Raw genomic sequence first — 21,668 nt, forward strand, 5'->3', positions numbered from 1 at the left:
ACCCGATGACCACGAACACCCCCCTCTACACCGGTGCCGACTGGGACTATCCGCTCATCAAGAAGGCCTTTGACGCCATCGAGCGCGTGGCCATCGACGAGATGGGGCTGGATCCCTACCCCAGTCAGGTGGAGATCATCAGCTCGGAACAGATGCTGGATGCCTATTCCTCCATGGGCATGCCCCTGTTCTATCGTCACTGGTCCTTCGGCAAGCACTTCGCCCGGGACGAGATGTACTACCGCAAGGGCATGACCGGCCTGGCCTACGAGATCGTCATCAACTCCAATCCCTGTCTGTGCTACATCATGGAAGAGAACACCATGACCATGCAGACCCTGGTCATGGCTCACGCCGCCTTCGGTCACAGCCATTTCTTCAAGAACAACCACCTGTTCCGCTCCTGGACCGACGCCGAAGGCATCCTGGACTATCTGGATTTTGCCAAGGCCTACGTGGCCGAGTGCGAGGAACGTTACGGCCTGCGGGAGGTGGAGCGTGTGCTGGATGCCGCCCATGCCCTGATGAGTCACGGGGTGCATCGCTATCCCCGCCGCCAGCCGCTGAACCTGCATCAGGAAATGCAGCGGAAAAAGGAGCGGCGCCGTTACGAGGAGCAGACCTTCAGCGACCTATGGCGCACCCTGCCCCAGCGTACGGGCGGGCCGGCCCCCCGGGAGCGGGCCCTGGACGAGCGCCGGGAAGCCCTTGGCCTGCCGGAGGAAAACCTGCTCTATTTCCTGGAAAAGCGCGCCCCCCGGCTGCAGCACTGGCAGCGGGAGATCCTGCGCATCGTGCGGGTGGTGTCCCAGTATTTCTATCCCCAGAAGCAGACCAAGGTGATGAACGAGGGCTGCGCCACGGCGGTGCACTATCACCTCATGACCCGCCTGCACGAAACCGGTCGGCTCACCGACGGGGCCTTCATGGAGTTCCTGCACCACCACACCAACGTGGTGTTCCAGCCGGAGTACGATGACCCTCGGTTTTCGGGCATCAATCCCTATGCCCTGGGCTTCAACATCCTGCAGGATCTGAAACGGATGTGTCTGAACCCCACCGAGGAAGATCGGCGCTGGTTCCCGGACATTGCCGGCAACGGGGACGTCCTGGGCACCTGGAAGCAGGCCTGGGCCGAGTATCGGGACGAGAGCTTCATCCTCCAGTTCCTGGGGCCGAAGGTGATGCGGGACATGCGTCTGTTTTCGGTGCGGGATGATGCGGACGAGGCGAACCTGGTGGTGGAGGCCATCCATGACGACGGGGGTTACCGGGATGTGCGCAGGGCCTTGTCGGCCCAGTATGATCTGGCCCGCCATGAGCCGGACATTCAGGTGGTGGACGTGGACCTGTCCGGGGACCGGCGGCTGATCCTGGAGCATCGCGTGGTGGACGGTCGCCTGTTGGAGGCGTCCGATGCCCGTCAGGTGTTGCGGCATCTGGCCACCCTGTGGGGGTACGGGGTGAAGCTCCACGAGGTGGATGCGCGCACCGACCAGGTGCTCAACGAGTTTCCCGAGGTGGCCCCGGCCGCGGACTGAGGCAGAACCGTTCCCGCTCCCGCCTCAGACCCATTCCCTGGGGGTGAGATACCGCTCCAGCAACTGCGCCTCCGGGCTTCCCGGCGGCGCCTGATAGTTGTATTCCCACCGTACCAGCGGCGGCAGGGACATGAGGATGGACTCGGTCCGTCCCCCCGACTGCAGCCCGAACAGGGTGCCCCGGTCATGGAGCAGGTTGAACTCCACGTAGCGCCCCCGCCGGTAGAGCTGGAAATCCCGCTGGGCCTGGGTGTAAGGCGTCCCGTGACGCCGGTCCACGATAGGCAGATAGCCGGGCAGATAGCCGTCCCCCACGCCGCGCACGAATTCAAAACAGCGCTCAAAGCCCCATTCGTTCAGGTCATCGAAGAACAACCCGCCGATCCCCCGGTGTTCCCGGCGGTGTTTGAGATAGAAATACTCGTCACACCACTGCTTGAAGCGGGCATGGACCCCCTCGCCGAAGGGCGTGCACAGGGTACGGGCATGAGCGTGCCAGTGAATGCAGTCCTCGTCGTGGCCGTAATAGGGGGTGAGATCGAAGCCGCCGCCGAACCACCACACCGGCGCCTCGCCCTCCTTTTCCGCCAGAAAGAAGCGCACGTTGGCATGGGAACTGGGGACATGGGGATTGAGGGGGTGGATGACCAGGGAGACCCCGGCGGCCTGGAAGCGCCGCCCGGCCAGGGCAGGGCGGTGGGCCGTGGCGGTGGGGGGCAGGTTGCGGCCCGAGACATGGGAGAAGTTGATGCCGGCCTGTTCGAAGATCGCCCCTCGGCGCATCACCCGGCTGCGGCCGCCGCCGCCTTCCTCCCGGGTCCAGGCATCATCCACCCAGGCGGCGCTCGGGTCCCGGTCGGCCAGGACTTGGCAGATCCGGTCCTGCAGGCCACGGAAGTAGTCCAGAACCGGTTCAATCCGGGGGGAGGCCGTGCCGGTCATGGGCTCAGCTGCCCCGGATCTGCCGGCCGGTCTGAAGATCCCGGATCTCGCTGGGGTTTTCCCGGCCGCCGGTGGGGCCTTCCAGGATGCCGTCCAGCAGCGAGCCCAGGGCTGCGTCCACTTCGTCGGCGGATCGCCCCGGGGGCTGGCCGGACAGGTTGGCACTGGTGGAGACCAGGGCCATGCCGGTCGCCCGGCACAGTGCCGCCGCCAGGGGGTGATCGGTGACACGGACCGCCAGGGTGTCATGGACCCCGGTGAGCCAGCGCGGTGTGTCCGGTCGGGCCGGCCACAGCCAGGTGTGGGGGCCGGGCCAGGTGGTCATGGCCTGTTCCTGCAGCCGGGCATCCACCGGCCGCAGGAAGGGGGAGAGCTGGGCGAAGTCGGCGCCGATGAGGATCAGTCCCTGGTCGGGGAGCCGTTGTTTGATCTGCAGCAGCCGGTGGACCGCCACTTCGTTGCGGGGATCGCAACCCAGACCGAATACGGCCTCGGTGGGGTAGGCAATGACGCCGCCCCCACGGATGAGGGCGGCGGCATCGGTGGCGTCCGTCAGTCGTCTGGTCATGGCGAGGGCTGTCAGCGGGAGTTGCCGGCACTACGCCCGGAGGGGGTGTCGCCCCGGTCGCCGGTCTTGGCCGTGGTGGCGGCCTTGCGGGTGCGGGTACCCGTCCTGGCAGCCCCGGATGCGGTGGTTCCGGCCTTGCTCGCGGCGACCTTTTTCCTGGGTTTGGCCTTGTCCTCGGATGTCTCCTTGGCGGTGGCGGCCTTCTTCTTCGGCGCGGCCTTTTTGGTGCCCCGGCCCTTCTTCTCCGGCGCGGCCGCCAGCAGGGTGCGGCACTGCTCCAGGGTCAGGGCCTTGGGGTCCTCGTCCTTGGGAATGCGGGCGTTCTTGCTGCCGTCGGTGATGTAGGGGCCATAGCGGCCGTTGAGCACCTGGATGCCGGCTTCCTCGAATACCTGGATGAACCGGTTGGCGTCGATCTCCTTCTTCTCCGCCACCAGTTCCAGGGCCCGGGACAGCTCGATGGTGTAGGGGTCGTCCTCCTTCTTCAGGGAGGCATAGCGGCTGCCGAACTTCACGTAGGGTCCGAAGCGGCCGATGTTCACGCTCACCGGCTCCCCTTCCGGGGTCTCCCCCAGTTCCCGGGGCAGCTGGAACAGGGCCAGGGCCTCGTCCAGGGTGATGCTGTCCATCTTCTGGCCGGGGCGCAGGCCGGCGAAACGGGGTTTTTCCTCGTCTTCCTTGGTGCCGATCTGGACGAAGGGTCCGTAGCGCCCCATGCGCACGGAGATCGGCCGACCCGACTTGGGATCGGTGCCGATCTCCCGGGCCTGCACCGCCTCCTCGCGGGTGACCGAGGCATCCTTTTCCTTCACCTGCTCATGGAAGCGGCGCCAGAAGCCCTCCATCACCGGAATCCAGTCCTTCTCGCCCCGGGAGATCTCGTCCAGCTCGTCTTCCAGGCGGGCGGTGAAGTCGTAGTCCACGTACTGGGTGAAGTGCTGGGTCAGGAAGGTGTTGACGATGCGGCCGATGTCCGTGGGCACGAAGCGCCGGTTCACCAGCTCTGCATATTCTCGCTGCATCAGGGTGCTGATGATGGAGGCATAGGTGGAGGGACGGCCGATGCCGTGCTCTTCCAGGGCCTTCACCAGGCTGGCTTCCGAATACCGGGGCGGCGGCTCGGTGAAGTGCTGATCCGCCCTTACGTCGCTCAGGGTGACCTGTTCACCTTCCTGAAGCTCCGGCAGCAGGCGTTCATCGTTTTCCACCGGGGCGTCGTCCTGGTCTTCCCGGTAGACGGCCATGAAGCCGGGGTCGCGCACGGAGGAGCCGGTGGCGCGGAAGATATGCTCGGCGCTGCCCGCTTCCAGGTCGGCGGCCACCGTGTCCAGGGTCGCGTGGATCATCTGGCAGGCCACGGTGCGTTTCCAGATCAAGTCATAGAGCTTGAACTGATCGGTGGTCAGATGGCCCTTCACCTCCTCGGGCAGGCGCAGCACCGAGGTGGGGCGGATGGCCTCGTGGGCTTCCTGGGCGTTCTTGGACTTGGTCTTGTACTGGCGTGGGCTGCCGGGGACCTTGTCGCGGCCGTAGCGCTGGGCGATCAGGCCGCGGATCTCCTCCACGGCCTCATTGGCCAGGGTGAAGGAGTCGGTACGCATGTAGGTGATCAGGCCGATGGGGCCGGAGCCCAGATCGATCCCTTCGTAGAGCTGCTGCGCCACGCGCATGGCACGACTGGCGGAGAAGCCCAGCTTGCGCACAGCTTCCTGCTGCAGGGTGGAGGTGGTGAACGGCGGAGCCGGATTGCGGCGCCGCTGTTTCTTTTCCACCTTGGCCACCCGCAGCCGGCCCTGGGCGGCGGCCAGCAGGGTTTGGCGCGCCTGATCGGCGTCGGCCTCGTTGTTGATGTCGAACTGTTCCAGCTTGCGTCCGCCGTAAATCTGCAGACGGGCGGTGAAAGGGCTTTCATCCTTGGCCGCCAGGGCGTCCAGGGTCCAGTATTCCCGGGTGATGAAGCGCTCGATTTCCTCTTCGCGCTCCACGATCATGCGCAGGGCGGGACTCTGTACCCGACCGGCGGACAGACCACGCTTGATCTTCTTCCACAGCAGGGGGGACAGGTTGAAGCCCACCAGATAGTCCAGCGCACGCCGCGCCTGCTGGGCGTTGATCAGATCGTTGGACAGCTCGCGGGGATGCTCAATGGCGTCGCGCACGGCCCGCTGGGTGATCTCGTGGAAGACCACCCGCTCGGTGGTCTTGTTGTCCAGCAGGCCCCGTTCCCGCAGCAGTTCATGGAGATGCCAGGAGATGGCCTCGCCTTCCCGGTCCGGGTCGGTGGCCAGGATCAGGCGATCGGCCTTCTTCAGGGCGCGGGCGATACTCTCCACATGCTTCTCGTTGCGGTCGATCACCTGATAGTGCATGCGGAAGTCGTGGTCGGGGTCCACGGCGCCCTCCTTGGGCACCAGGTCGCGCACGTGGCCATAGGAGGCCAGCACCTCGAAATCGCTGCCGAGGTACTTCTTGATGGTCTTGGCCTTGGCGGGGGACTCGACGATGACCAGGTTCTTGCTCATGTCCTGGCTACCTGTGGTTCTTTGTGGGGTTTCAGTGCAGATACTCCGGCGGGCTGTCGAACATCATGTTCTCCAGCCAGGTGTAGGCGGCTTCCTGCCCGGGCTGGTTGAACAGCACCATGAGCGTGATCCATTTGATTTCTTCCAGGCTGATGTCTTCGGCATCCAGATCCATGATCCGGTTGATGACCACCTCGCGGGTGGCGGGGCTAAGGACACCGTTTTGTTCCAGAAACAGCAGGAATCCGCGGCTCTCGGCATCCATGCGGTTCATCTCGGCCTTGGTGTAGACGCGCAGCGCCGAACCGGCATGGACCGTCTGGGAGTCCTGGGCGGCCAGGTTTTCCAGCCAGTCGAAGGCCTTGTGGATCTCGGCCACCGGAAACCCGGCATCCAGCAGGAGGTCCTGAAGCTGTTCCCGATCCGGCTCCAGCTCGGTATCGTCATCAATATAGTTTTCAAACAAATACATCAGGACATCAAGTACGTTTTCTTTCATTTTCCGCTTTCCGACCGCAGGCGGACATAACGACCACCGGACAAGGAGGCCACCTGGCCGCGCAACTCCATGAGCAGCAGCATGGAGGAAACCGCACCCACGGTCAATGTGGTGCGGGCCACCAGCTGGTCCACCGAGACCGGGTCATGGCCCATGGCCTCCAGCAGACGGACATGGTCTGCATCCGGCGCCGGCGCCGGGTCGGTGGTCGCCGCCGGCGCCATGGCCGGTGTCCGCGGGTCCGGGGGTTGGGGAGGCAGCAGATCACCGAGTTCCTCAAGGATATCATCCGCCGTTTCCACCAGTTTCGCGCCCTCGCGGATCAGGCGGTGACAGCCCCGGGCCAGGGGATTGTGGATGGAGCCGGGGATGGCAAACACCTCCCGCCCCTGTTCCACCGCCAGCCGGGCGGTGATCAGCGAGCCGCTGCGGGTGGCCGCCTCCACCACCAGGGTTCCCACGGCCAGGCCCGCCAGAATGCGGTTGCGGCGGGGGAAGTTCCGGGGTGTGACCGGGGTGCCGGTGGGCAGTTCCGTCACCATGGCCCCTTCGGCCACGATGCGATGGCCCAGGTCGCGGTGGGCGGCGGGATAGATCCGGTCAGGGCCGGTACCCGTCACCGCAACGGTCAGGCCCTGGGCCGCCAGGGCGCCTTCATGGGCGGCGGCATCAATGCCCTTGGCCAGGCCGCTGGCAATCACCAGTCCCCGGCGGGCCAGATGGGCGCTGAAGGCCGCGGCGGTTTCACGGCCGCCGGGCGTGGGATGGCGACTGCCCACCACCGCCAGCATGGGCCAGGACAGCACCTGGGGATCTCCCACCACGTACAGCACCGGGGGCGGCCCCACCGTATCCTTCAGGCGGGCCGGATAGCGGGGATCGTCCAGGGTCAGGATGTGGTGTCCCTCCCGGCGGGACCAGTCCAGGTCCGCCTGCACGCCCGCGGGTGTCTCTTCCTGAAGAAAGGCGATGGCCGCCGCCGACAGGCCCACCCGGCGCCAGGCGGGCGGACCGGCCGCCATCACGCCCTGGGGCGTGGCATGTTGCTGCAGCAGGCGCATGAAGGTGGCGGGCCCCACCCCCGGTGCATGCAGGAGGTGGAGCCAGGCGGTCAGCGCGGACGAATCCATATGTCGTAGCCCTGTCCCTGTGCCCCGCTCAGGGGCGCTTGACGGTGAAGCCTCTCTCGATGGGATGGGTGGACTCCATCACCAGGGCGTAGCTCACCTTCTCAAAGGTGCGGAACACCATGACCAGACCCACCCGCTCGTCGGGCAGGGTGACCTGCTCGCCCAGGCGCCCCGCCATGCGGTCACGGACCACCCGGCCGGACTGATAGGTGGCGAAGACATGGCCTCGCTCGATGCCTTCCCGCTCTCCCAGATTGATGACCGCCACCTGGAAGCGCGCGATCTGGCTGATGGCGTCGAACAGGGAGATGATCTGACCCTCGGCTTCCCGGGGTGGTGCGGCGGGCATGAAGAGGAAGTTCTGCTCCTCGGCTTCCTGGTGCAGCAGGCGATCCCCGATCAGGGCCTCGCGATCACTGCGTACCAGCAGTATCGTAGCCGGGTCTCCTTCCCGGACCAGTTCGGCCTCGCCGACGGGGATGGCCTCGTAGCCCAGCAGTTCCCGGGTCTTGGGATCCCTGAGTTCACCGCCGGGGCGGAAGACGTCGAAGCGCTGGCCCAGGGGCTCGCCCTCCAGGCGGCGGGCGTAGAGGCGATCATGGGCGCCGAACACCAGTCGCTCATCCCGGGCGGCCATCAGGTAGGCGGAATCTTCCAGCTGCTCCTTTGTCACAACCCTTGGGCGGATCAGGAACTGCTGCAGGGCCTGGATGGGCACATCCATCGAGGGCGGCAGGGGTTCCGCCCTGACCTGGGGCGAAAGGCGCAGGGTGGGCCGGACCCGCGGTCCGCCATCCACGGTGAGGTAGGGACGACCATCCACGTAGTACAGGGTGATGATGTCGCCGGGATAGATCAGGTGAGGGTTGGCGATCTGCGGATTGCTGACCCAGATCTCCGGCCAGAACCAGGGGTCGCGCAGGAACCGGCTGGAGATGTCCCACAGGGTGTCGCCCCGCTGGACCACGTAGCGTTCCGGCGCGGTGGGGCGGATGCGGACTTCCGCCGCTGGCGCGGGGGCGGGTTCCGGTGCGGCTGCCGCCGGTGCCGGCGGCAATGGTTCCGGCTCCGGTGGCGTGGTGGCGCATCCTGAGGCCAGGAACGCTAGAATAAGCGTTACGGCGGACAGGCGGCGCCCGATACGCCGCGGATTGGGAGCGGACATGGTTTCCCCTCGTCACTAAGGCATCATTGTTCCGGACCCTTCCGTGGCACTGCCCCGAAGACAGCCCATGGAAGCCCCATGGCTGGAGTAAAGAACCCGACCTGTACGGCAATGATCTAATATGATCCCAACTGTAGCAGAAATGATTTTGAGCCTGCACACATACACCCACTTTAGCGGATGAGCGGTCATGGCCCTGCTAGAAATCTTGCATTTTCCCGATCCCCGGCTGCGTCGTCAGGCCGAAACCGTCAAGGTGGTGGATGACGCCATCCGCAAGCTGGTGGACGACATGTTCCAGACCATGTACCACGCCTCTGGGATCGGCCTGGCCGCGACCCAGGTGGGGGTGCTGCACCGGGTGGTGGTGATGGACGTGGCCGAGGAGGGCTCGGACGAGCGCTCCGGCCAGGGACTGCATCCCATCTGCCTGATCAACCCCGAGATCATTGCCCGCGAGGGGGATGTGGAGACCGAGGAAGGCTGTCTGTCCGTCCCCGGCTTCTATGAGCCGGTGCGGCGTGCCCAGCGGGTGCGGGTACGGGCCCTGAACCGCGACGGCAAGCCCTTCGAACTGGAGGCGGGCGGGCTGCTGGCGGTCTGCATCCAGCATGAGATCGACCACCTGGACGGCAAGCTGTTCGTGGATCACATCTCGACCCTGAAGCGGGGCCGCATCAAGAAGAAGCTGGAGAAGCAGGCCCGGCTGACCGGTACCGCCGGTGCCGCCCGTCACCGGGAGGCGGTCTGAGCCTCCCGTTCACCCTTGCCCTTGATCCAACGCTCATTCACAAGGTTTTCCATTGCCCAGTCCCCTGCGCATCATCTACGCCGGCACCCCCGATTTCGCGGTGCCGGCCCTTGAGGCACTGATTGCCTCCCCCCATGACGTCGTCGCGGTCTATACCCAGCCGGATCGCCCGGCGGGGCGCGGCCGCAAGCTGACCCCCAGCCCGGTGAAACAGGTGGCCCTGGCCCACGGGATCCCGGTGGAACAGCCCGAGCGCCTGCGCCCCGAACCGGTGCAGACGCGACTGCGGGAGTATCGGCCGGACCTGATGGTGGTGGCGGCCTACGGCCTCATCCTGCCCCAGTCGGTTCTGGACATTCCCCGGCTGGGTTGCGTCAACATCCATGCCTCCCTGCTCCCCCGCTGGCGGGGCGCGGCGCCCATCCAGCGGGCCCTGGCGGAAGGGGATGAAAGCACCGGCGTCACCCTGATACAGATGGCGGCCGGCCTGGATACCGGTGACATGTTGCTCAAGGGGGCGTGCCCCATCACCCCCGCCGACACCGCCCGGACCCTGCATGACCGCCTGGCGGCGATGGGGGCGGCATTGCTGCTGCCCTGCCTGGATGACCTGGCCGACGGTCGGCTCCATCCCGAACCCCAGGACGAGACGCTGGCCACCTATGCCCGCAAGCTGGACAAGGCCGAAGCCTTGCTGGAGTGGTCGCTGCCGGCGGCGGTGCTGGACCGTCGCATCCGCGCCTTCAACCCCTGGCCGGTGGCCCAGACCCTGTATCAGGGACAGCCGCTGAGGCTATGGATGTCCCGCTCCCTGCCGGCCGCCGGCACCGGCGCGACGCCGGGCACCGTGGTGGCGGAGGGGCCGGAGGGGATCGACGTCGCCACCGGCGAGGGGATCCTGCGCATCACCTGCCTGCAGTTGCCCGGCGGCAAGCCCCTGGAGGCCAAGGCCTTCCTGAATGCACGATCGCTCCTGGGGACCTGTCTGGGAGACGATGGGGGCAAGGCCCTTTGATCGACCCACGCCCCTCGCGGGCGTCCTGCCGCAATACCACCGGAGTCATGCATGTCCCTGTCTGCCCGTGAAGCCGCCCTCGGCGTCATCCTGCGTGTCCTGCGGGACGGCGTCTCCCTGTTCGAGGCCCTGCCGCCCCGGCTCGATCAGGTCGGCGCCCGTGACCGGGGACTGGTGCAGGCCCTGAGCTACGGCACCCTGCGCTGGCATCGCCGCCTGGAAGCCATGCTGGCGCAGTGGATGGACAAGCCCCTGCGAGGGCGGGATCAGGACGTGGCCTGCGCCCTGGCCATGGGCCTGTTCGAGCTGCTGCACATGAACACCCCGGACTATGCGGCCATCCAGCAGACGGCGGACCTGGGGCGGCGGCTGCGCAAGAAATGGGCGGTGGGACTCATCAACGGGGTATTGCGGCGCGCCCAGCGGGAGATGGACGAGACGGCCCGGCTCGTGGACCAGGATCCCGCCGTGCGCCATGCATTGCCGGACTGGCTTTACCGTCGCCTGGCTTCCGCCCATGGCGAAGACACCGAAGCCCTCTGCCAGGCGCTCAATGCCCACCCCCCCATGACCCTGAGAGTGAATACAGCCCGCGTCAGCCGGGATGATTACCAGGGCGCCCTGGCGGATCAGGGCCTGGCGTCCCAACCCCATCCCCGGGTGGAGACGGCGCTCACCCTGGCGCAGCCGGTGGCGGTGGAACGGCTGCCGGGGTTCGAGCAGGGGATGGTGTCGGTTCAGGATGTCGCGGCCCAGCTCGCCGCGCCGTTGCTGGCCTGCGCCCCGGGCATACGGGTACTGGATGCCTGCGCCGCGCCGGGCGGCAAGACCCTGCACCTGCTGGAGCAGGCCGGGGGGGATCTGGATCTCACCGCCGTGGATGCGGACCCCGCCCGCCTGGAGCGGGTGCGGGAGAATCTGCGGCGGGGCGGGTACGAGGCCCGCCTGATCGCCGCCGACGCGGGCGCCCCCGAGGCGTGGCACCAGGGTCCCGGCTATGACCGCATCCTGCTGGATGCACCCTGTTCCGCCACCGGGGTGATCCGTCGCCACCCGGACATCAAGCACCTGCGCCGGGAGGAGGACATCCGGGCATTGCAGGCTCAACAGGCCCGTCTGTTGAGGGCACTCTGGCCCCTGCTGGCCCCCGGGGGTATGCTTCTTTATGTGACCTGCTCCCTGATGCCGGAGGAAAATGTCATGACGGTTGCCCGTTTTCTGGCCGAAGAGCCCACGGCCCGTGAGCGGCCCATCGAGGCCGCCTGGGGGGTGAGCGTCGAGGCCGGCCGTCAGTTGTGTGCCGGTGAGCAGGGGGGGGACGGATTCTACTATGCCCTGCTGAGCCGATCTTGAATGCCCTGACCCGCCAGCCCCGAACCGCCGCTCCGGCCCTGTTGCTGGCTTTCCTGCTGGCATGGCCGGGCGTGCTGGCGGCCTCGTCGGATGACAATCCCCTCAAGGTGCGCTGGGCCGGGACCGAACTGGTCAGCGGTATCTACCTGCTCAATGCGGATATCGACTACCGGCTTACCCGCAATCTCAATCAGGCACTACACAACGGCGTCAAGCTGACCTTCGAGGTCCAGATCGAGATCACCCGCGGCCGGGACTGGCTGTGGAACGCCACGGTGGCCGAGCTGGTGCAGCGGTATCGGGTGGAGTATCACGCCTTGAGCCGTCTCTACATCGTCACCCACCTCAATACCGGCGTCCAGCGGGCCTTCTATCGACTGGAGTCCGCCCTGTTCACCCTGGGGGACCTACGGGAACTGCCGCTGCTGGATGCCGCCCTGCTGGAGGATGACCAGGACTACACCGTTCGTCTGCGCGCCCGCCTGAAGGCGGAAGACCTGCCCCTGCCGCTGCGGGTGCGGGGGTATCTGTCCCGCGAATGGAGTCCGGTGAGTGAGTGGTTCGCATGGTCGCTGCGCTGAAAAGAGCCCCCGTGGGGCTGATCTTCATGGCCGTGGTGTTCGTGCTGCTGCTGGGTTCCCTGGTGGTGATGGGGGATGCGGCGCAGAATTCCGAGCGCTTCGAGCGGCTCTATGTCTGGGTGCTGCTGTTCAACTCCCTGGCCCTGGTCATCATGGCGCTGGCCATCTGCGTGCGTCTGCTGCGGGTGAGCCGGCAGGTGATCCGCCGGGAGCCGGGATCGCGGCTCACCGCCAAGCTGCTGGTCCTGTTCGTGGGGCTGTCCCTGCTGCCGGTCACCATCGTCTATTACTTCTCCCTCAAGTTCCTCGACGAGGGCATCGACAGCTGGTTCGACGTGCGGGTGGAAAAGGCCCTGGAAGATGCCCTGGAGCTGTCCCGTTCCTCCCTGGACCTGCGGGTGCGCCAGCATGCCCGTCAGACCGAGCTGCTGGCGCGGGAGCTGGTGGACGTGCCCGAGACCCTGGCCGCCCTGAGGCTGCGGGACATGCGGGAGAGCAGCCAGGCCCAGGAGCTGTCCCTGTTCGGGGCCAACAACCGCATCATCGCCTATGCCAGCGGTGAGCGGGTGCAGCGCCTGCCGGTCCTGCCGGCGGGCGAGGTGTTGCTGATCCTGTCCCAGGGCAATACCTACACCGCGCTGGAGCCCGTTTACGAAAGTGGCCTGCACATCCGGGTGGTGACCCAGATTCCGTCCCGGGACCCCACCGGGGACGGCCGCATCCTGCAGGCGGTCTATCCGGTGGCGGCCCGCATGGGCGTGCTGGCGGACAGCGTCCAGGACGCCTTCTCCGACTACAAGGCGTTTGCCTATCTGCGGGTCCCCCTGAAACAGAGCTTCAACACCACCCTCTCCCTGGCCCTGCTGATATCGGTCATGACCGCCATCTGGGCGGCCCTGTATTTTTCCGGGCGCCTGGTGGCCCCCATCCAGGAACTGGCGGAGGGGACCCGCTCGGTGGCGGCGGGCGAATATCACAAGAAGCTGTTGGTCACCCGCAACGACGAACTGGGTTTCCTGGTGGGCTCCTTCAACAGCATGACCGCCACCCTGGCCGCCACCCGGGACGAGGTGGAGCGCAGCCGGCGCCTGGCGGAAAGTCAGCGCATGTATCTGGAGACGGTACTGCAGAACCTGTCTTCCGGGGTCATCACCCTGGACCGGCGCCTGACCTTGCGCACCGCCAACGCCGCCGCCGCGCAGATCCTGGAAGTGGATCTGGAGCGCCATCTGGGACGCTCCCTGGAGGAGATCGGACAGTACTCCCGGGTGGTGGAAACCTTCATCCAGGCCCTGCAAGGCCGCTTCAACCAGCGGGAGCCGGAGTGGACCGAGCAGCTCACCGTTTTCGGGGCCAGTGGTCGCAAGGTGCTCATGTGTCGTGGTGTCTGGCTCTCCTACGGGGGCGGGCTGCGGGGCGGGCCGGTGGTGGTGTTCGACGACATCACCACCCTGTTGCAGGCCCAGCGGGATGCCGCCTGGGCCGAGGTGGCCCGGCGCCTGGCCCACGAGATCAAGAACCCCCTGACCCCGATCCAGCTCTCCGCCGAGCGTCTGCAGAAGAAGCTGCAGCCCCATCTGGGGCCGGAGGAGGAACAGGTACTCCGGCGGGCCACCCATACCATCGTGCAGCAGGTGGAGGCCATGAAGGCCATGGTCAACGCCTTCAGCGACTATGCCCGTCCCCCGGCCATGACCCCCTCGCCCCTGGATCTGAACCGGCTGGTGCGGGAAGTGGTGGAGCTGTATCGGCACGGGGACAGCCCGGTACGATTCACCCTGGCACTGCATGAGTCCCTGCCGACCCTGACGGCGGACGCCGGGCGTATCCGCCAGTTGCTGCATAACCTGATCAAGAACGGCCTGGAGGCCCTGGAAGGCGTCTCCGGGGGCGAGCTGGAACTGGCCACCTGCTGTATCCAGGACGCGCAGCGCAACATGGTGGAGATCCGGGTGCGCGACAACGGGCGCGGCCTGTCCGAGGACATGATGCCGCGTCTGTTCGAGCCCTATGTCACCAGCAAGCATCGGGGCACGGGGCTTGGCCTGGCCATCGTCAAGAAGATCGTCGAAGAACACAGCGGCATGGTCTGGGCGGAGAATCCCGCCGGGGGCGGGGCGCAGATCGTGATCCATCTGCCCCTGTCCGGCCCCGGCAGTCTCCATGTCGAGGACAGTGATGTACGGGAGGTTGTGTGAAAGAGGCCTGTATCCTGGTAGTGGATGACGAACCGGATATCCGGACCCTGGTTCAGGAGATCCTGGAGGACGAGGGTTACGTCGTGGCCGTGGCCGGCACCGTGGAGGAAGCCCGGGAGCAGCGGCGCCAACGCCGTTTCGACCTCATCCTGCTGGATATCTGGATGCCGGACGGTGACGGCATCAGCCTGCTCAAGGAATGGAGCGAGGCCGGCGGCCAGCCCAGTCCGGTCATCATGATGTCCGGCCATGGCTCGGTGGAGACGGCGGTGGAGGCCACCCGCCTGGGGGCCTACGACTTTCTGGAAAAGCCCCTGTCCATGGCCAAGCTCACCCTGACGGTGGAGCGGACCCTGGAAGCGGACCGCCTGACCCGGGAGAACATCGGTCTGCGCCGCCGGTTCGGGCATGGGGTCCACCCGGAGGGGAGCAGCGCGGTGATGCAGGCCCTGCGGGAGCAGGTGCTGCGCATTGCCCAGCATGACACCTGGGTGCTTATCAGCGGCGAGGCGGGGGTGGGCAAGCAGACCTTTGCCCGCTATCTGCACAGTCACAGTGCCCGGGCATCCCGTCCCTTCGTGGAGGTGCCGGTGGGGGCGATGAACGCCGACGAGGCGGCGGTGGAGATCTTCGGCCAGGAACAGGGCAACCGCATCCGCTACGGCCTGCTGGAGCAGGCCGCGGGGGGCGTGCTCTATCTGGACGAGGTGGCGCAGATGGACCTGCATACCCAGGGCCGCCTGCTGTCCGCCCTGGAGAGCCGGCGCATGACCCGGGTCGGCGGCAGTGATCCCATCGCCGTCAATGTGCGGGTGGTGGCCGCCACCCGCGAGGACCTGCGCGCCCTGGTGCGTGCCGGTGGCTTCCGGGAGGATCTGTACTATCGCCTGAGCGTGGTGCCCCTGCACGTCCCGCCGCTGCGCGAGCATCCGGAGGACATTCCCGAGCTGCTGCGCCATCAGGCCGAGTCCCTGCACCAGGAGGAAGGTTTGCCCCGCCGCCGCTTCAGTGATGCCGCCTGCGCCCGTCTGGCCCGGTATCCCTGGCCCGGCAACATCCGTGAGTTGCGCAATCTGGTGCAGCGCCTGCTGATCCTCGGCAATACCGAGGAAGTGGACGCGGACGAGGCACAGGCCGCCCTGGCCGGGCGCGGTCCTCTGGCCCAGGACTGCCGGGACGCCCCGTCGGTGGATGTGGACCTGCCCCTGCGGGAAGCCCGGGAGCAGTTCGAGCGGGACTACCTGCTGCGCCAGATGGAGCAGGTGGACGGCCACATGACCCGGCTGGCGGAGCGGGTAGGGCTTGAACGCACGCATCTGTACCGTAAACTGCGCGCCCTCGGCATCGAGCCCAAGAAGGCGAAAGAATGAAGATCCTGATCCTGGGGGCAGGGCAGGTGGGCAGTTCCGTGGCCCATAACCTGTCCAGCGAGGCCAACGACATCACCATCATCGATACCCGGTCGGACATCCTGCGTGCCCTGCAGGATCGCCTGGACCTGCGCACGGTGACCGGTTTTGCCTCCCATCCGGAGGTGCTGGAAGCGGCCGGTGCCCGTGACGCGGACATGATCATCGCGGTCACCAATTCCGACGAGACCAACATGATCGCCTGCCAGGTGGCCTACACCCTGTTCCACACCCCCACCAAGATCGCCCGGGTCCGCGGTGTGGAATACCTGGGCTATCCGGCCCTGTTCGCCCCCGAAGCCCTGCCCATCGACGTGCTCATCAGCCCCGAGGAAGAGGTCACCAACTACATCCAGCGCCTGATCGAGCACCCCGGCGCCCTGCAGGTGCTGGACTTTGCCGATGGCCGGGTCTCCCTGGTGGCGGTGAGGGCCTATCACGGCGGCCCGCTGGTGGGCAAGGAACTGCGCCACCTGGCCAGCCACATGCCGGGGGTGCAGACCCGGGTGGCCGCCATCTTCCGCAAGGACACCGCCATCTACCCGGACGGCCAGACCGTCATCGAGGTGGACGACGAGGTCTTCTTCATCGCCGCCCGGCGCAACATTCGCGCCGTCACCAGCGAGTTGCGCAAGCTGGACAAGCCCTATCGGCGGCTCATCATCGCCGGCGGCGGCAACATCGGCAAGCGCCTGGCCCAGGCCCTGGGTCCGCGTTTTTCCGTCAAGCTCATCGAGCACAACCCGGTGCGGGCCCGGGAGCTGGCCGAGGTGCTGGACAACGTGGTGGTGCTCGGCGGCGATGCCGCCGACGAGGAGCTTCTGATCGAGGAAAACATCGAAAACACCGATGTCTACGTGGCGGTGACCAACGATGACGAGGCCAACATCCTTTCCGCCATGCTGGCCAAGCGCCTGGGGGCGCGCACGGTGATGTCCCTGATCAACCGCCCCAGTTACGTGGAACTGGTGCAGAGCGGCATCATCGACATCGCCATCTCCCCCCAGCAGGTGACCATCGGCGCCCTGCTCACCCATGTGCGCCGGGGTGACGTGGTGGCGGTGCACAGCCTGCGCCGCGGTGCCGCCGAAGCCATCGAGGCGGTCGCCCACGGCGACAGCAAGACCTCCAGGGTGGTGGGACGCATGGTGGAGGAGATCAACCTGCCCCGGGGCTGTACCATTGGTGCCCTGGTGCGGGGGGACGAGGTCATCATCGCCCACCGCGACACGGTCATCCAGGCGGAAGACCATGTGATTCTTTTCCTCACCGACAAGCGCCGCGTCAACGAGGTCGAGCGCCTGTTCCAGGTGAGCGTGACCTTCCTCTAGGGGGTTCATTCATGAGCAACATTCAGCGTTTTGAAGCCATGCTGGCCGCCGGCCAGGACAATGCCATGCTGCGTTTCACCCTGGGCAATGCCCATCTGGCGGAAGGGCAGCCGGGAGAGGCCGCCATCCATCTGCGGGCCGCCGTGGGCCACGACCCCGGCTATTCCGCCGCCTGGAAACTGCTGGGCCGGGCCCTGGCCGAGGGGGGTGCCCTGCACGAGGCCATCGAGGCCTTCGACGAAGGCATCCGGGTGGCCGGGCAGAAGGGCGACCTGCAGGCGGTCAAGGAGATGCAGGTGTTCCGCAAGCGGGCGGAGAAACAGCTGGCCGGGCAGGATCAATGACGGAAGTGACCGACACCAGCGGGCGGGAACACGCCCCCGGGGGCTACCTGCCCCCCTTTCGCGCCTTCATGCTCCATCCCCGCTACTGGCCCACCTGGCTGGGCATCGGCCTGCTGTGGGCGGTTATGGGGCTGCCGCGTCCCGTGGCCCTGGGGCTGGGCCGGCTGGTGGGCTGGATGGCCTGGCGCAGCGGCGGCAAGCGTCGGCACTTTGCCGACGTGAACCTGCGCTTGTGCTTCCCCGACTGGGACGCCGCCCGCCGGGAACAGGTGCTGCGGGACCATTTCCGCATCGCCGGTCAATGCTTCGTCGACTACCCCCTGCTGTGGTTCGGCAGCCGCCGCCGCCACCGGGAGCGCATCCGGCTGGTGGACGAGGCCGGGGTACTGGCCATGCAGCAGGCCGGTCGGCCGGTGATCCTCTGTGCCGCCCATGCCCCGGCGCTGGATTTCGGCGGTCTGCGGCTGAGCCTGGAGGTGGGCGGCGTATCCTTTGCCAAGCCCATGTCCAACCCGGTGGTGGAGTGGATCAACACCCGCAGCCGATCTCAGTACGGCGCCGCCATGTTCTCCCGGGACCAGGGCCTGCGCCCGGCCATTCGTCATATCCGCCTGGGCAAGGTGTTCTACTACCTGGGCGACGAGGACCTGGGCCGGGAGCACGCCGTGTTCGCTCCCTTCTTCGGCATCCCCAAGGCCACGGTACCGGCCCTGGGGCGTCTGGTGAAACTCACCGGGGCACCGGTGGTACCCGCCATCGGCTTCTACCGCACCGATGAGGACTGCTACGAGCTGGTGATGGCGCCGCCGCTGGAAGACTTTCCCACCGGGGATGACGCGACCGACGCGGCCCGCATGAATGCCGCGCTGGAAGCGCTCATCCGCCGGGATCCGGCCCAGTACCTGTGGACACTGCGTTTCTTCAAGACCCGGCCGCAAGGGGAGCCGCGCGTCTACTAGTGGCGGACGACCCGGGATGGGCGGCACGCAGCGTCTTCGCGGCGGCCACCATCCGGGTCAGGGCCGGGATCACCTCGTTCCACTGGCGGGTCTTGAGGCCGCAATCCGGATTCACCCACAGGCGTTCGGCGGGAATCCGCTCCGCGGCCTTGGTCATCAGGTCGACCATGTGGGCTTCGGTCGGGATGTTGGGCGAGTGGATGTCATAGACGCCGGGTCCGATCTCGTTGGGGTACTTGAAACGGTCGAAGGCATCCAGCAGTTCCATGTCGGAGCGGGAGGTCTCGATGGTGATCACGTCGGCATCCATGGCGGCGATCGACTCAATGATGTCGTTGAACTCCGAATAGCACATGTGGGTGTGGATCTGGGTCTCGTCGCCCACCCCGTTGGCGGTGATGCGGAAGGATTCCACCGCCCAGTCCAGATAGTCTTGCCACTGGGAACGACGCAGGGGAAGGCCCTCGCGCAGTGCCGCCTCGTCGATCTGGATGATGCCCACGCCGGCCTTTTCCAGGTCCAGCACCTCCTCGCGGATGGCCAGCGCCAGCTGCCGGCAGGACACCGCGCGCGGCTGGTCGTCGCGCACAAAGGACCAGTTGAGGAGGGTCACCGGGCCGGTGAGCATGCCCTTCATGGGTTTGTCGGTGAGCGACTTGGCATGGCTGATCCAGTCCACGGTCATCGGCCGCGGGCGGCTGATGTCGCCGAACAGGATGGGCGGTTTGACGCAGCGGGAGCCGTAGGACTGCACCCAGCCGAACTGGCTGAAGGCGTAGCCGTCGAGCTGTTCACCGAAATACTCCACCATATCGTTGCGCTCGGCCTCGCCGTGCACCAGCACGTCCAGCCCAAGCGCCTCCTGCTCGCGCACACAGCGCGCGATCTCCCCGTGCATGATCTCCTGATAGGCTGCCGCGTCGATCTCACCCGCCTTGAAACGCCGCCGCGCCACCCGGATTTCGCTGGTCTGCGGGAACGAGCCGATGGTGGTGGTGGGGAACTTCGGCAGCTGGAGTCGCGCCGCCTGCCGGATGGCGCGTTCGGCATAGGGGCTCCGGCGTTGGCCCATTGCGGCATTGATCCCGGCGATGGCCGCCTTCACGGCCGGATTGTTCACCCGGGGAGAGCGGCGGCGCGCCTCCATGGCGGCGCGGTTGGCGTCCAGTTCGGCCCTGACCGCCTCGCGCCCCTGATTCAGCGCGGTCGCCAGGATGCGCAGTTCCTCCAGTTTCTGCCTGGCGAAGGCCAGCCAGGACTGGATCTCGCCATCCAGCTTGCGCTCGCTGTCCAGGTCCACCGGCACGTGCAGCAGGGAGCAGGACGGCGCGATCCACAGGCGCTCGCCGAGCTGCGCGTGGATCGGCTCCAGCCAGTCCAGCACCCCGTTCAGATCGGTCTTCCAGATATTGCGCCCGTTGATGACACCCAGCGACAGCACCTTGCCGGAAGGCAGCAGGTTCAGCAGCGGCGTGATGTCATCGCGGCCGTTGATGGCGTCGATGTGCAGGCCAGCCACGGGCAGGTTGGCGACCAGATAGCGCTGGTCCTGGAGTTCGCCGAAATAGGTCGCCAGCAGCAGCTTCACGGGCACGCTCTTGAGGGTGTGATAGGCGTCCTCGAAGGCATGGCGCCACGGCGCGTCCAGTTCAGTGACCAGGATGGGTTCGTCGATCTGCACCCACTCGACCCCATGGGCCGCCAGGGTGTTCAGCAGTTCTCCGTACACCGGCAGCAGGCGATCGAGCAGGGCGAGGCGGTCGGCCCCATCCTTCGACTTGCCCAGCGCCAGATAGGTCACCGGACCGATGATGACCGGCTTGGCGCCCACGCCTTGTGCCCTGGCTTCCTCCAGCTGCGCCAGCAGACGGGAGGCATCAAGCCTGAAAGCCGTGTCGGCGGTGAATTCCGGCACGATGTAGTGATAATTGGTGTCGAGCCACTTGGTCATCTCGCCGGCGGCGACGCCTCCGCAACGGGCCCGGGCATCCGCTTCGGGTGCCGAGCGCCCGCGGGCGACGCGGAAATAGTTGTCCAGCGCATCCCCTTCGAAGCCTTGCACGCGCTCGGGCAGGTTACCCAGCGTAAAGCTCATGTCGAGCATCTGGTCATAGAAGGCGAAATCCCCCACCGGTACCAGGTCCAGGCCTGCCTGGTCCTCCCAGTGGCGCGCGCGCAGCTGGGCGCCCACCGCCTTGAGGGCATCCAGGGATGACTCACCCTTCCAGTAAGATTCCAGAGCGAACTTCAATTCCCGCCTGGCACCGATGCGGGGAAAGCCGAGGTTGTGCGTGATGGCCATGCCGATTGTCCTGCGTGGTGAATGGATGACACCATTCTGATCGGCCATTAACATGAATAAAAATGGTTTTATTTCATTAAAGCATGTATGAAATTCATGTGAGGCGTATGCCATGACACACCTGGACCGTTCCCATCTGGCGATCATCCGTGCCGTGGATCAGCACGGCTCCCTGACCGCCGCCGCCGAGCACCTGCATCTCACCCAGTCGGCCCTGAGCCATGCGGTGCGCAAGCTGGAAGCGCAGCTCGGCGTGGCCATCTGGTACCGGGAGGGCCGAAGTCTGCGGCCGACCCAGGCGGGTGAATATCTGCTGGCGGTGGCCCATCGCCTGCTGCCCCAATTTGCCCACGCGGAAGCCCGTCTGCGGCAATTCGCCCAGGGGGAGCGTGGCGCCCTGCGCATCGGCATTGAATGCCATCCCTGCTATCAGTGGCTGCTGAAGGTGGTCGCCCCCTACCTTGACGCCTGGCCGGACGTGGACGTGGACGTGAAGCAGGAATTCCAGTTCGGCGGCATCGGCGCGCTGTTCGGCCACGAGATCGACCTGCTGGTCACGCCCGATCCCCTCTACACCCGCGGTCTGCGGTTCGAGCCGGTGTTTGACTATGAGCAGGTGCTCGTGGTCGGCAAGGGGCATCGCCTCTGCCATGTCCCCTTCGTGGAGCCGGCGCAACTCGCGGAAGAGACGTTGATCACCTATCCGGTGGCCATCGACCGGCTCGACATCTACACCCGATTCCTCCTGCCGGCGGGCATCCGGCCCAAGCGTCACAAGCCCATCGAGACCACCGACATCATGCTGCAGATGGTGGCCGGCGGACGCGGCGTGGCGGCCCTGCCGCGCTGGCTGGTGGAGGAACATGCCCAGCGGCTTGACCTGACCTCGGTGCCGCTGGGGGCGCAGGGCATCGCCAAGCAGATCTTTCTTGGTATCCGGCAAGCCGATGTCGACATTGACTATCTGCGCGCCTTCATCGCGCTGGCGCGCACCCTTCGGGACCGCGCGGAACCGCCGACGGCATGATGCCCGTGGCGGCCCGCATCCGTCTCCTCCG

At 66.6% G+C, this 21,668-nt stretch carries 18 protein-coding genes; 11 read left to right on the forward strand and 7 right to left on the reverse strand.

Annotation, left to right across the window (positions count from 1 at the left end):
* The first annotated feature begins 5 nt into the window (after nt 1-5).
* Nucleotides 6-1,541, forward strand: a complete 1,536-nt coding sequence (locus tag ECTPHS_RS01105; protein WP_008930825.1) for a SpoVR family protein — start codon at nt 6-8, stop codon at nt 1,539-1,541.
* Nucleotides 1,542-1,565: 24 nt separating this feature from the next.
* On the opposite strand, the gene hemF is transcribed toward ECTPHS_RS01105, so the two are convergent.
* The 6 genes from hemF to ECTPHS_RS01135 are packed head-to-tail and all read right to left on the reverse strand — an operon-like array spanning nt 1,566 to nt 8,367.
* Nucleotides 1,566-2,483, reverse strand: a complete 918-nt coding sequence (hemF, locus tag ECTPHS_RS01110) for an oxygen-dependent coproporphyrinogen oxidase (RefSeq protein WP_008930826.1) — start codon at nt 2,481-2,483, stop codon at nt 1,566-1,568.
* A 4-nt stretch (nt 2,484-2,487) separates the two neighbouring features.
* A complete protein-coding gene (locus tag ECTPHS_RS01115; RefSeq protein WP_008930827.1) occupies nt 2,488-3,051 on the reverse strand; it encodes a Sua5/YciO/YrdC/YwlC family protein in 564 nt (187 codons plus the stop codon).
* An 11-nt stretch (nt 3,052-3,062) separates the two neighbouring features.
* Nucleotides 3,063-5,573, reverse strand: a complete 2,511-nt coding sequence (locus tag ECTPHS_RS01120) for a DNA topoisomerase I (RefSeq protein WP_008930828.1) — start codon at nt 5,571-5,573, stop codon at nt 3,063-3,065.
* Between the two features lie 31 nt (nt 5,574-5,604).
* Nucleotides 5,605-6,072: a DUF494 family protein gene (locus ECTPHS_RS01125; RefSeq protein ID WP_008930829.1), complete on the reverse strand. Its 468-nt coding sequence runs from the start codon at nt 6,070-6,072 to the stop codon at nt 5,605-5,607.
* A complete protein-coding gene (dprA, locus tag ECTPHS_RS01130) occupies nt 6,069-7,202 on the reverse strand; it encodes a DNA-processing protein DprA (RefSeq protein ID WP_008930830.1) in 1,134 nt (377 codons plus the stop codon). Before dprA ends, ECTPHS_RS01125 begins: the two co-directional genes overlap by 4 nt.
* Nucleotides 7,203-7,230: 28 nt before the next feature.
* Nucleotides 7,231-8,367: a LysM peptidoglycan-binding domain-containing protein gene (locus tag ECTPHS_RS01135; RefSeq protein ID WP_083838731.1), complete on the reverse strand. Its 1,137-nt coding sequence runs from the start codon at nt 8,365-8,367 to the stop codon at nt 7,231-7,233.
* Between the two features lie 190 nt (nt 8,368-8,557).
* Here ECTPHS_RS01135 and def point away from each other — a divergent pair, with 190 nt between their 5' ends.
* Genes def through ECTPHS_RS01180 form a run of 9 tightly spaced genes read left to right on the forward strand, consistent with a single transcriptional unit; the run spans nt 8,558 to nt 18,308 of the window.
* Nucleotides 8,558-9,118 carry a peptide deformylase gene (gene def, locus ECTPHS_RS01140; RefSeq protein ID WP_008930832.1) on the forward strand — a complete coding sequence of 187 codons (561 nt, stop codon included), beginning with the start codon at nt 8,558-8,560 and terminating at the stop codon, nt 9,116-9,118.
* A gap of 52 nt (nt 9,119-9,170) precedes the next feature.
* Nucleotides 9,171-10,133 (forward strand): methionyl-tRNA formyltransferase, encoded by a 963-nt coding sequence (gene fmt, locus ECTPHS_RS01145; RefSeq protein WP_008930833.1) that lies wholly within the window; start codon nt 9,171-9,173, stop codon nt 10,131-10,133.
* A gap of 51 nt (nt 10,134-10,184) precedes the next feature.
* Entirely contained in the window at nt 10,185-11,486 is a 1,302-nt protein-coding gene (gene rsmB, locus ECTPHS_RS01150) for a 16S rRNA (cytosine(967)-C(5))-methyltransferase RsmB (protein WP_008930834.1), read from the forward strand.
* A complete protein-coding gene (locus ECTPHS_RS01155) occupies nt 11,483-12,067 on the forward strand; it encodes a DUF4390 domain-containing protein (RefSeq protein WP_008930835.1) in 585 nt (194 codons plus the stop codon). Before rsmB ends, ECTPHS_RS01155 begins: the two co-directional genes overlap by 4 nt.
* A complete protein-coding gene (locus ECTPHS_RS01160) occupies nt 12,052-14,265 on the forward strand; it encodes an ATP-binding protein (protein WP_008930836.1) in 2,214 nt (737 codons plus the stop codon). Before ECTPHS_RS01155 ends, ECTPHS_RS01160 begins: the two co-directional genes overlap by 16 nt.
* A complete protein-coding gene (locus ECTPHS_RS01165) occupies nt 14,262-15,635 on the forward strand; it encodes a sigma-54 dependent transcriptional regulator (RefSeq protein ID WP_008930837.1) in 1,374 nt (457 codons plus the stop codon). The genes ECTPHS_RS01160 and ECTPHS_RS01165 overlap by 4 nt, the downstream gene beginning before the upstream one ends.
* Entirely contained in the window at nt 15,632-17,005 is a 1,374-nt protein-coding gene (trkA, locus tag ECTPHS_RS01170) for a Trk system potassium transporter TrkA (RefSeq protein WP_008930838.1), read from the forward strand. Before ECTPHS_RS01165 ends, trkA begins: the two co-directional genes overlap by 4 nt.
* Before the next feature lie 11 nt (nt 17,006-17,016).
* Complete coding sequence (locus tag ECTPHS_RS01175; RefSeq protein WP_008930839.1) at nt 17,017-17,349, forward strand: tetratricopeptide repeat protein; 333 nt, start codon at nt 17,017-17,019, stop codon at nt 17,347-17,349.
* Entirely contained in the window at nt 17,346-18,308 is a 963-nt protein-coding gene (locus ECTPHS_RS01180; RefSeq protein WP_008930840.1) for a lipid A biosynthesis acyltransferase, read from the forward strand. The genes ECTPHS_RS01175 and ECTPHS_RS01180 overlap by 4 nt, the downstream gene beginning before the upstream one ends.
* Here the strand turns inward: ECTPHS_RS01180 and metE are convergent.
* Nucleotides 18,271-20,610, reverse strand: a complete 2,340-nt coding sequence (gene metE, locus ECTPHS_RS01185; RefSeq protein ID WP_008930841.1) for a 5-methyltetrahydropteroyltriglutamate--homocysteine S-methyltransferase — start codon at nt 20,608-20,610, stop codon at nt 18,271-18,273. The two genes, ECTPHS_RS01180 and metE, sit on opposite strands and share 38 nt — an antisense overlap.
* Nucleotides 20,611-20,722: 112 nt before the next feature.
* Here metE and ECTPHS_RS01190 point away from each other — a divergent pair, with 112 nt between their 5' ends.
* A complete protein-coding gene (locus tag ECTPHS_RS01190; RefSeq protein WP_008930842.1) occupies nt 20,723-21,637 on the forward strand; it encodes a LysR family transcriptional regulator in 915 nt (304 codons plus the stop codon).
* Nucleotides 21,638-21,668 lie beyond the last annotated feature (31 nt).

Origin of the sequence: Ectothiorhodospira sp. PHS-1, from assembly GCF_000225005.1 — a bacterium.
In the GTDB taxonomy this organism is placed as follows: domain Bacteria; phylum Pseudomonadota; class Gammaproteobacteria; order Ectothiorhodospirales; family Ectothiorhodospiraceae; genus Ectothiorhodospira.